The sequence below is a fragment of the Desulforegula conservatrix Mb1Pa genome (assembly GCF_000426225.1).
Lineage (GTDB): Bacteria > Desulfobacterota > Desulfobacteria > Desulfobacterales > Desulforegulaceae > Desulforegula > Desulforegula conservatrix.
This window is the reverse complement of the sequence record NZ_AUEY01000010.1, coordinates 51,386-63,447: the sequence shown is the minus strand read 5'-3', so window position 1 is coordinate 63,447 and position 12,062 is coordinate 51,386. Positions and strand designations below refer to the sequence as shown.

At 41.5% G+C, this 12,062-nt stretch carries 4 protein-coding genes; 2 read left to right on the top strand and 2 right to left on the bottom strand.

Annotated elements, in window-relative coordinates; all coding sequences use genetic code 11:
- Nucleotide 1: 1 nt before the first annotated feature.
- Nucleotides 2-1,132, bottom strand: a complete 1,131-nt coding sequence (locus tag K245_RS0106180; RefSeq protein WP_027358595.1) for an NAD-dependent epimerase/dehydratase family protein — start codon at nt 1,130-1,132, stop codon at nt 2-4.
- Between the two features lie 863 nt (nt 1,133-1,995).
- On the opposite strand from K245_RS0106180, the gene K245_RS0106170 reads away from it, so the two are divergent.
- Entirely contained in the window at nt 1,996-2,943 is a 948-nt protein-coding gene (locus K245_RS0106170) for a pentapeptide repeat-containing protein (RefSeq protein ID WP_027358594.1), read from the top strand.
- Nucleotides 2,944-2,994: 51 nt separating this feature from the next.
- Complete coding sequence (locus K245_RS0106165) at nt 2,995-4,479, top strand: TolB family protein (RefSeq protein WP_027358593.1); 1,485 nt, start codon at nt 2,995-2,997, stop codon at nt 4,477-4,479.
- A 252-nt stretch (nt 4,480-4,731) separates the two neighbouring features.
- Here K245_RS0106165 and K245_RS0106155 read toward each other — a convergent pair whose 3' ends face one another.
- The gene (locus K245_RS0106155; protein ID WP_027358592.1) at nt 4,732-11,883 is read right to left on the bottom strand and encodes a type I polyketide synthase; all 7,152 of its coding nucleotides are present in this window, start codon (nt 11,881-11,883) and stop codon (nt 4,732-4,734) included.
- Between the last annotated feature and the right edge of the window lie 179 nt (nt 11,884-12,062).

The window sequence follows — 12,062 nt, the reverse complement described above, 5'->3', positions numbered from 1 at the left end:
ATCAGATTTCTTTTGCCTTTCTGATAACATTAAGACTCTTCATATGCTTGTCAGCATAACTGAGTATTTCCTGAATGTCGGTCTGCCTGTTAAGATAATCCCAGTATTCTGAAATGCTTTCATCAACGTTTCTTTTTGCCTTCCATCCAAGTGACTCGAGATTTTTGACATCAGAAAAGATATGCCTTGTGTCGCCGTACCTGTAATACCCTGATATGATCGGATCAAGACTTTTATCAGTAATATCCTGCATTTTTTGATAAAACTCCCTTACAGTATAAGCTTTTCCTCCGCCTACATTAAAAACCCTGTAATTGGCCTTGTCTGATTCCAGCACCAGAAGGTTTGCGTCAACCACATCATGTATATTAACGAAATCCCTTACCTGGTTGCCGTCTTCAAAGATTGTGGGGGCTTTATCAAAAAAAAGAGAAAGAGCAAAAATACGCATGGCTCCAGAGTAGGCATTATAAAATGACTGACGGGGTCCCTGGACAATTGAATATCTCATTGCAACACTTGGAATTCCGTATCTCCTTCCAAGCTGTATGGCTATCAGCTCCTGGGAATACTTTGAAATAGCATACTGGTTGCAAGGCTTGATAACCGTCTCATCAGATGGCTGCCAGTCAAGTCTGGTCCCGCATTCAGGGCATGAATGCTCCCAGTCGCCTTTTGAAAGCTGGGAATCTATTCTTATTTCAGGAAATACATCGATGCCTTTTCCAGAAAAACACATGGCGCATCTGTATCTGCCCTCTCCCATTACTGCCTGACTAGCTGCTACTATGACCTTTTTAACGTTCAGTTTTTTTTCGACTATTGTCTCATACATGAGCGCGGTTGAAACCGTATTCACATGAAAAAAAGTCGAGAAGTCAGGAAGATAATCCTGATATGCCGCCAGATGATATACAGCGTCTATGCCTTCAAGCGCCCTTTCCCAGTCTTTTTTTTCCCTGACGTCTCCAAGTATGAAGTTCACTTTTTCAGGCAGATAATCCGGCTTACCCTTTGGATGAACAGTATTCTGTAGATTGTCCAAAATGGTGACCCTGTGACCATCACGTAAAAGCCCGTCAGCAGTGTGGGAACCGATGAATCCGGCACCGCCTGTAATGAGAATATTCATTCCGTCTCCTAATTAAGGCAAAAATTGAGTGACCTATATACAAAGGCAATTTGAAGGCGTCAATCAACAGATCAAAAATATTATGCGGATCTGCCATATTTCCAGTTTATTGTGCCTTGGCAAACTTTTTTTGACAAAGACTACTCAATATTTTTGGCTCTGTTCCCTTTAAGTGTGGAATATTTTATCATTCCAATAACTAACTAATACTTTTAATAAAAAGCGGCCTCCGGCGGGTCGCTTTTTGCAAAAAGCTCCGCAAAAACTTTCAGGTAATCAGACAGTGCATGCACAATTTTAGGGCATTTGCGTCTGATCATAATAAAACATAAAGTTTTTGAAGGGACTTATGGAACTTTTTACAAAAAGTTCCCCATGATTCATAAGTCCAAAAAGGATTAATATTTCGCTTTTCAACATCTAAGGGGGAACATAGCCATATTTTTATTATTACTGTAGTTGATGGGTTCGCAAAAGCACCAAAAAGAGGTGGCGTCATGCCGGACTTGATCCTGTATTTTCAGATATTTCCGGATTACGGACTTCGACTGTATGACGGGAAACGGCTATTTGCGGTTGCCTTGAAATACAGATGCTTTCATCATCGCATTGTTTACTTGAAAATTGACATAAATAAAGAAAAAATCCATACTGCATTCATAAATGACAAGACCGCAAAAAGTCAAAATAAGGCGTCGACGTCATACCGGGACTTGATCCGGCATCTGTGTATTTTCAATTACTTCTTGATTCCGGCTCCCTGTTTTCACTGGTACAAGCCCCGCCGGAATGACGGGAATCTTACTTTTTGCGAGTCCATCATAAATACTGCAAACCATCCATTTCCTGGTGCATTACTCTTTATGAACAAAAAAAATTCTGAAAATAAACCGTATCAGCATTTTTCACTCAGTTCTGAAAAAGAAGACTGGTTCGAAAAATTGATAACCAACCCAATCAGCATATCTGTAGTTGTTTTTATTGTCATGTTAGGATTCGTACTTTTCATATCAAAGGATTATTATGGCCCGAGGTCTTTCACGGAAAACCTTCTGGCCGAGGCCCACGGCGTTCTTATTGATATTCTGATGCTTGGTGTGATCATCGTCTGGTTCCAGCAGAAAGGAAATAACAAGCTTCTTGCAAGAAGATACCAGGATGAGATAGACGATTTCAGGAACTGGAAAGCTGAGGAAGCCGCCAGAAGGATCAGGGGCAATATAAAAAGAATGAATGAAATCGGTATCAGCGCAATTGATCTTAATAACTGCTATCTAAGGAACATGGATATGAGGCGGTACAATCTTGAGGGCGCTAATATGTGGCGTTCTGACATGAGTTTTTGCGATCTCAGAAATGCCTCCATGGCAAACTCTTATATGGAAGATACCAATCTGTACAGCTCTGTTCTTTCAAATGCTAATTTTAAAAACGCTGTCTTATGGAAAGCTGACCTCAAAAATGCAGATCTCAGAAACACAATATTTATAAACGCTGTCATGCAGGAATCAAAACTAAATGAATCAGACCTTGAAAATTCGAATCTGGAAAACGCGAACCTCACAAATGCGGACTTGAGCGGATGCAACCTCTTTAGTGTCAATCTGAAGGGTTGTGATCTTGAAGGTGCTGCTTTTGAGGGGGCCTATCTGAAGAAAGCCAATCTAAGGGACTCAAAAGGTTTAACTGTTAACCAGCTTTTAAAGGCCCAAACTCTTTTTGAAACCGAGATGGACGAAATACTGTTTATTGAACTAATAAATATAAATTCCTCTTTATTCATTAATCCTGAAGTAAATGCGGAATGGTAACGGGCCACTGTTATCTTTCATTCATTAACACAAAACAAGGCGCACTCGAGTATGAAATGTTTTAAAATTAATAAATTGGTTTTAGCTATTGCAGTCACATCAATACTAATCTGTTCCCATGCATCATCTACCCATGCTTTCAGTGAAAACTCCAGCACGATCAGCTCGGTACCCCAGGGCATCAAATTTTTTCCTAAATCCATTGTCAGTGATAATGCTTCAGGATCCATTGCTTATGTTCTTTCCAACAAATTAGGCATGTTTGTCATGCACGATCAGATTTCAGGAAAAGTATATGATGCCATAGGAAAAAACACGCCTGTTTTTAATCCGATAAGACCTGAAATATCCTATATAGGACTCGCAGCCGGAAAATCAGTGGTTGTCCGAAGAGAAAAAGAAGGTACAAGCTATGACGGAGCTGCGGGGCTTGTCTACAGTCCTGACGGGAATAATCTTGCATATCATGCCCAGACAGGTGCGAATCACTTTGTTGTAAAAAATGAAAGCAAGGGGCCTGCCTTCCAGACAATAGCAAATGATGAACCGATCCTTTTCAGCCCTGACAGCAAGCATATTGCTTACAGAGGACTTCTGCTTAAAGAATGGCATGTTGTTCTTGATGATAAAACCATTGCCAAGACCCAAGGCGCCAAGGAACTCGTTTTCAGCCCTGACTCCTCAAAACTTGCTTACGCTCTCAGAGAGGAATCAAAATGGAAAGTTATCCTTGATGACTGGAAGAGCAAGGCATACAATAATGTGTTCCGGCTGACTTTCAGCTCAGACGGCAAACACTTCGCCTTCGCAGCCCAGGACTCCAATGACTTTTTCATTATGGCTGACCAGAAAAAAAATGAATCCTTTGATCTTGTAGGCTCACCAATTTTTGATCCAAAAACATCAGAACTTGTTTATTCTGCCCAGAAAAAAGGCAAATGGTTCATAGTCAAAGGCAAAGAGAAAGGCCCTGAACTTGACGCCATCGGCCCTTATTTTTTTACTTTTGAAAGCAATCATTTTGTATATTCAGGCGAAAAAGACGGAAAAAATTATGTCTTTATTGACGGAGTCCAGAGTGAGCCTTACGAAAAAATATCACTGCCTGAGAGCAGTCCTGATGGCAAGAGGATAATGTTCTTCGGGCTTAATGGAGGGAAGTGGATAGCAGTAATAGATGGTAAACAAGGAAAATCTTATGAAATGCTTTCTTTTTCCACATTCAGCCCTGATTCAAAAACAGCCGCATACATAGCACAAAATGATAAAAAAATGACCCTGGTAATGAACGAAAATGAAAACGGATGGTATGACGCTGCCGGATTTCCTGTTTTCAGCTCTGACAGCAAACATATTGCATTCGAAGCTTCCAAAAACGACAAGTGGTTCCTTGTTATTAACGGTTCAGAGTCAAAAATCAAGGTTGACAATTTTCTAAAAAACATACCTCCAAAATTTGAAAACGGAAAATTTAGTGTTATTGGCCTCAATAATCCTGAGAATCCAAATTTTGTTCAAATAGAAATTTATCCTTAGATAAAAAACCTACAACAAGAGCATGAATCCGGCGCGCAAATTATGTTTTTGCGCGCCTTTTTACTATTAGGTTCTAATAAGATGGTCTCTCAAAAAATCAAAAAAGGGCATTGGCGTCATGTCGGACTTGATCCGGCATCCAGTATTTTCAATTACTTCTGGATTCCAGCCTGCGCCGGAATGACGATAATTGGTCTTGTTAATCTTAAGGCTTGAAAAGAATGATTCTTCAATAGTATGAACTCAGTACCCTTAATTAAGATCTGCTGGAACAACAACCTTAAGCTTGATGCCATCTTTCTTAAAAACCTGATTCAGAGAAAAATCCATGACAGATTCAAAACCCTTGATTTCAGCGATAATTTCTCCGCTTTCACTGGTAAAAACAAAATCGGCGGACATTCTGCTGCCAGATACAGATTTGGTTTTCATGGATATTTCGATATTTCCGGGTGAAAATTTATCAGCATATTGAATATACTGGACTGCAAACGAAGGAAGAGAAACTTTCCCGTAATTCATATAGCACCATGCCGAAGCCATCTGGAACGCCGAATCAAGAATCAGCGGATCAGAAACCCACTTTTTCCTTAAAGGATTGATTATCCAATCAGAAGGAGACGGCGCAGTTGCTGCAATCGCTGTCATCCCTTTATCTGACAAGCCTTTGATTTCAGAGACTCCTTTAAGGCTGTTGCCGTGAAAAAGAATCTTTTCGTACATATCTTCGGCTGTAATTGCCATGGGAATCTCGGAATAGACTGGCTCGGTGTTTTTATCTCCTGTGAATTTTGCCTTTTTTGTTCCAAGAACTGCAGTGGCCCTTGCATGAATTCTTTCCGATCCGTTTTTTGTCATGCTTCTTATTTCAAGATCAGTCTTAAATAAGCCGTCAATTTTAACAGGCTTGGAAGCTGAAATTTTAAATTCGGCACTTTCAGAATCCAGCTTTATTCCATTAAGAACCCTGAGATTCTCAAGCGCCTGGAAATGAAGTCCTGGATTGGAAATAAGGGCGGCGTGGGCAAACCATTCAGACATGATGGCCACAGGAACAACTGCCTTCCCGCCAATCATATGATCTTTAAGAACAGGATATTCTGAAATTCCTGCCTTCACAACGATTCCCTGATCAGAAGAAAAAACTTCATCTTTTTTCCTGTCAGACGGTTTATCTTCGTGCCTGAATTCGGCTCCTATTACAACTTCGACGAGCCCATCAGCTGAAGAGCACATTTCAGAAACCATTGCGGCAGCACCTGATTTGATTGGTATAAGATCTATGCCCTGTCTGCTAAATTCTTTTTTGAGGGCTGGATTAACCATGCCCCCATCCCAAGGCCCCCAGTTTATTGAAACAACCCTGCATCCAGGCCTCTTGGAGGATTCATAAACAGCCATCTTGTTAAGAACTTCATTGGCCATTGCGTAATCAACCTGCCCCTTGTTCCCCATTCTGGCGGATACTGAAGAGAAGAATACAATGGCCTTGAGAGGATCGTTTCTTGTGGCGTCGAGAATATTTTTGAGTCCTTCGGTTTTTGTTCCGAATACGTTTTCAAACTGGGTAATTGTCTTGTCCGCAATGAATCTGTCTTCAAGAACTCCAGCTCCGTGAATTATTGCGCTTACAGAGCCATATTTTGTTCTAATTTTGTCTACGACCATTTCCATGTCAGAATGACTTCTTACATCAGCCTGATAATAAAAGGCCTTTGAACCTTTTAATTTTATCGAGTCTATTGTTTCTGAAATTTCTCTTCCAGCCTTGAATTTTCTGTAAGATTTTTCAAGTTCCTGGGGAGTTGCCTTCTTGCCCTTGAACTCATTATCAAGAATGGCTTTTTTCATCGCAGGCTCACCATTAACGCTGGAAAGCCAGGCAGGTTCTTTTTCAGGTTCGGGAGATCTGCCCAGCAGAACCATTATCGGCTGACAGAATTCAGCAAGCTCTTCAGCGCATGCAGCTGTAACTCCTCTTGCGCCTCCGGTTATAATAACAACATCATTCTTGCCCATTGTTTGAACCGGCTTGCTGAAGCTCACATCTTCAAGCTCAAGACCATACTGTGAGAAATCATCAAATCCGGTTTCAACAGGTCCTTTTGACAGAATTTCATCCGCAATAAGAGAAGCTGTTTTTTTAATGTCTGATATAAAAGGACTGACGTCAAAAGCCCTGCATGAAACATCTGGCCACTCGATTCTTGCTGTTTTAACCAGACCAGGAAGAGCGCCCTGCATCGGATCAGAGATATTTGAGGTAAGAAAGCCGAAAGCGCCATCAAGTCTTGTTATTGTTGCAAAAACAGCGCTTTTTTCCTTGCCAGCCGCGCAGAGCTTGGCAGAAGCATTTTTTGCTGCAAGAAAAGCTTTTTTAAGAAAGTCTGCTTTTGAATCCTTCCAGATTCCTGATTCAGGAGAGTTATCCGCTACAATAATCAGACCTGCGGCATTATCAGAAAACTGCCCGGCCCAGTCTATCTGATCTGGCTGATCTTTCTGGTCTGGCTGGTCAATATCAATGGTTTTAACATTAATGCCTTTAGATGAAAGCTCTTGGGCAACTTCTTTTCCAAGTCCATCAAGACAGCCTGTTACAAAAACCGTTCCTGAGTCTGGCAAGACAATTTTTTCTGAAGAAGCAGAACCAGTCATCTTGTAAACATTTACGGTTTTTCTTGAGATATCTTCTGGCAAGGAGATCTTATCAGCAGACTTAACCTCAATTGGGCCTGCTTCTGATAATATTGCAGATGGCTGTTCTTTACTGCCAGACCCTGAGCAGAGGCTGTTAATATGACTGATTATCTGGCCAAGGGTTTTCAGTTTTCCGAGATCATCAGGCTGAACAGGAGGAATCCCCGGCATTTTTTCTTCAAAAGCTGAAAGAATCTCGACTCTTTTTATGGAATCAATACCAAGATCAGACTCAATATCCATATCAAGATCAAGCATTTCCGAAGGATAGCCTGTTAGACTACTTACGACTTCAATAAGCAGATCTTTGATTTTTTCAGAATCATGTCCTGAAGAAGATGCCTGAACATTTACTGTGGCGGTTTCAGAAGGCCCTGATTGAGAGACATGCCTTATGGATAAATGATTGGTGGATACATGTTTAATTATCTGGCCAAGAGTCTTAAGCGTTCCAAGGTCTGACGGATCAATATTTCCGGCTCCTGGCATCTTCTCTTCAAAAGCTGAAAGAATCTCAACTCGTTTGATTGAATCTATTCCTAAATCAGATTCAATATCCATATCAAGATCAAGCATTTCCACTGGATATCCTGTGAGAGAACTCACCACATCAAGAAGAGCCACTCTTATTTCATCAGAATCTGCAGATTTATTCACACTAGCCGAAGAGTCCTGCAAAACAATAGTAGAATCAGATGGAGAAATCTTGACTATATAATCGATTATCTGGCCAAGAGTCTTAAGTGTTCCAAGGTCTGAAGGATCAATATTTCCAGCTCCGGGCATCTTTTCTTCAAAAGCAGAAAGAATCTCAACCCGTTTGATAGAATCTATGCCGAGATCTGACTCTATATCCATATCAAGATCAAGCATTTCCGCAGGATAGCCCGTAAGATTGCTGACAACATCTATCAGCGTTTCCTTTATTTTTTCCTTATCAGGGCCAGCCTGAATATTGGCTTTTGAACTTGAAGGAATATTGGCAGTCTGGGCATTAACCGGTAAATTAACTGAAACATGGTCAATTATCTGCCCAAGGGTTTTAAGCCTTCCAAGATCTGAAGGATCAACATTACCGGCTCCAGGCATTTTTTCTTCAAACGCTGAAAGAATCTCAACCCTCTTGATAGAATCTATGCCGAGATCAGATTCGATATCCATATCAAGATCAAGCATTTCAACCGGATAACCTGTAAGATCGCTTACAACACCAAGAAGGGCATTTTTAATTTTTTCAGGGTCGATCGCATCTGCTTTAGCAACAGAAGCAGACTTTGGAGAATGAATCTCGGTTTTAACAACCGTTACATTTGGAGCCTGTTTTGTTTCAATAATTGCTTTTTCAGGTTCAGCAGTTTTCTGAACATAAGCAGGTTTACTATCAGGATATGATTCAGCCTTCACGGTTTTCTGAGCAGGAGCAGAAGAGACGTTATTAGCATATGCCTGGACAGAAGAAGTCATTCCAGATATTTCACCGATCTTCTGCATCAGGGTTTCGAGGGTTTTACTTGCCTGCATCTGGGTTTCAAGGAATTTTTTGTGTGCGTCTGTAGTCTGCATCTGAAGCGACTGCATCGCCTTGAAACCTTCATTAATTGACCTTACCGCTGCATCCGCAGATTTTGAAGAGACACTACTAACCTGAGTGCCCATTGATGGCGGCCTTTCCGGGCCAGAAGAAACATTTTTTGCAGAATCTGTTATCTGAGGATTAACCGCAATTATGGGATCATTGTTTGAAGACAAGGCCACATTTTTTAATTCAGAAGCATTTTTTATGTTTTCCACTTCTGGCTTAGTTTCTATATTTTTCTCTATTGCCACTTCGGAGACATTCGCAGATAAAAGTGAAGAATTTGTCATCACCATAGGCTCAGAAGCCGGAATTTTAATAATTTTTTCTGGGCTTCTATAGTTTGTACCGCTGATTGGAATATTCATTTTAGGTTTTCTTGGAACAAGAGGCTTGGTTTCCCAGTTTTCCAGAGCTATTTCATGGCCAATGGCAGCAAGTTTACAAAGAAGGGTCGCGATATCAAGGAGGCCTGATTTTTTACCGGATGAATCGTCTGTTGCCGCGCATTCAAAAGCCTTGCCCTTGAGTATCGACTTTACAAGCCCGGTAAGAACTGTCTTGGGGCCTGTTTCTATGAAGGTATGAACGCCTGAAGAATGCATGGTTTCGATAATTCCGACAAAATTGACGGAATTCACAAGCTGGTTCCCAAGAAGATGCCTTGATTCCTCAATACTCGAAGGATAAGGAGCAGCCGTGGTGTTTGCAAAAACCGGGATTTCATTTTTTCTGAAATCAATTTTTTCAAGCTCTTTAGAAAATGGAACAGCAGCTGAAGCAACATATTTACTATGAAAGGCTGCCGCCACATTGAGCTGGGAGCCTCTCATCTTTCTTTCCTTGCAAAGCTGTTTTGCCTGTTCAATTGCCTCTGCTGAACCAGACAGAACTCCCTGGTCGTGGCTGTTTCTGTTCGCAAGAACAACATCCACTCCGGTTTCGCTTATCATTTTTTCAATATCAGCAAGCTGTGCTTTTACGGCAAGCATGGTTCCGGCGTCTCCGCCCTTCCCTGCTTCAGCCATATATTTGCCTCGGAGAACCGCAAGCTTGAAGAAATCCTCTTCAGTTATACTTTTTGCTGATGCAAGCGCAGTAAGCTCACCAAAGCTGTGGCCGCATACTGAGTCAGGCTTTATGCCAAATCTTTCAAGAATCTTCATTGCTCCAAGACTAACTGCTCCTATGGCAGGCTGGGCAACAGAAGTATTTCTAAGATTTGATTCGTTCTCTTCTTCTACGCCTGATCTCGGATAGATGAGATCATGAAGTTTTTGATCCCCTTTAAAAACTGATGAAGCTTTTTCAATGCTTTCCATCATCTCCGGGAATATACAGGAAAGCTCGCGCGCCATGCCTGTATACTGGCTTCCCTGTCCTGGAAAAATAAAAGCAATTTTTCCTGGTTTGGAACCTTCTGCATAATAGGCTGACCCTGAGCGGGAAGTATAATCCTTTTCTCCTGCATCAAGCATTGCCTTTGTCTTTTCAAAGACCTCCCCAACCTTGTCAAAAAGCGCTGAAGCAAGAAGTCTGTAATTCTTTTTTGAATCAAAACTTTTTCTTGATTCATAGGCTGTCAGACTTGTCATCTTGCCATCAGAAACGATGGTGTTCCTTGCTTTTTCAAAAGCTTTCATCAAATCCTCTCTGGAATCAGAGCTGAAAGCGAATATTTCAATTGATCCATCCCATGACGGCTCATTTTTATCTTTTTTGTATTCTTCGAGTGCCATATGAAAATTGCTGCCTCCAAATCCAAAAGCTGATACACCGGCTCTTCTTGGATGTTCATCATTTGAAAACCACGGTAAAGATATTGATGGTAGATAAAATGGACTGTTTTCTATTTCAAGCTTCGGGTCAGGCACAGAAATTTTCAACGTCGGAGGTATTACCTTATTATAAATGGCAAGAGCTGTTTTTATCATTCCAGCAGCACCGGCAGCGGCTTTTGTATGGCCAATCATTGATTTTACAGAGCCAAGCGCAATCTGATTTCTTTCTTCTCTCTTTGAAAAGACGTGGCGCAATGCATTGAATTCAACTGCATCGCCTACCCTTGTTCCTGTGCCATGGGCTTCAACAAGATCAACTGTTGCAGGACTGAACCCGGCAAACTCATAAGCCTTTTTAAGCGCCTTTTCCTGACCCTTTGCATTGGGCGCGTAAATACTCTGGCTTTTGCCATCGCTGGATGAACCTGCGCCCTTAATTACAGCGTAGATTCTGTCTCCATCTTTTTCTGCATCTTCAAGGCGTTTCAACGTCAGCATGCCTATGCCTTCACCAAGTACCGTGCCATCCGCATTTTCAGAAAAAGGTTTGGCATCTCCTGATTTTGAAAGAACTCCTGTCTTTGCAAAACACATATGCATAAAAATATCATTAAGAAGGTCAACGCCCCCTGTAATCGCCATATCACTTCTGCCTGTCAATAGCTCAAGAAGGGCAAGGTGAATAGCGCCGAGCGAGCTTCCGCAAGCTGCGTCAACCACACAGTTTGTTCCTCCCAAATCAAGTCTGTTCGCTATTCTTCCGGCTATCACATTTCCTAAGAGTCCTGGAAATGAACTCTCCTGCCATGAGACAAAACCAGCGGATATTCTCTTGATGACTTCTTCAGTCTTTTCAGATGGAATACCAGCATCATTCAGCGCCCTTCGCCAAACAGGATGACCAAGACGAGTTGCAAGCGGAACTGTCAGTTCCTGGGTTCCGGTTGCTCCTATTATTACGCTGGTCTTATTCCTGTTGAACTCCTTGCCGCCTTCGCCATATCCGGCGTCATTCAACGCCATTTTTGCGGCTATTAGCCCAAGCAGCTGGGACGAGTCAGTCGCTTCAAGAATTGAAGGAGGTATCCCGAATTCAGAAGGATCATAAGCCTGAGGATCTATGAACCCACCCCTTTTGCAATAAACGTGATCAGGTTTCTGGGGATCTTCGTCATAATAATCAGACGGTGACCAGTGAGATTCAGGCACTTCACCAACACAGTCAAGCCCCATGAACAGGGCGCGCCAAAACTCTTTTGCTCCTGTTGATTTAGGAAATATGCATCCTATCCCGGTAATGGCAATAGGAGTGAAACCATCTGAATTTCGAGAACTGCTCTTTTTCAATTCTTCACCTGTAAATTATATGAAAACACTGATGATGAGTTTTTGCGGGGAGCTAAAAACCTAAAATCTGCTGAAAATGCCTGACTACAGAATGTCTATTAATATATTAATTTATTAACGATTAATATCCCGCAGTTGTTAAATACAATAGTTTTACACAGATATAATGGCATACATAG

What these genes read in the sequence shown, in the direction of transcription:
- K245_RS0106180 (WP_027358595.1), bottom strand. Translation starts at nt 1,132, where the DNA reads ATGAATATTCTCATTACAGGCGGTGCCGGATTCATCGGTTCCCACACT.
- K245_RS0106170 (WP_027358594.1), top strand. Translation starts at nt 1,996, where the DNA reads ATGAACAAAAAAAATTCTGAAAATAAACCGTATCAGCATTTTTCACTC.
- K245_RS0106165 (WP_027358593.1), top strand. Translation starts at nt 2,995, where the DNA reads ATGAAATGTTTTAAAATTAATAAATTGGTTTTAGCTATTGCAGTCACA.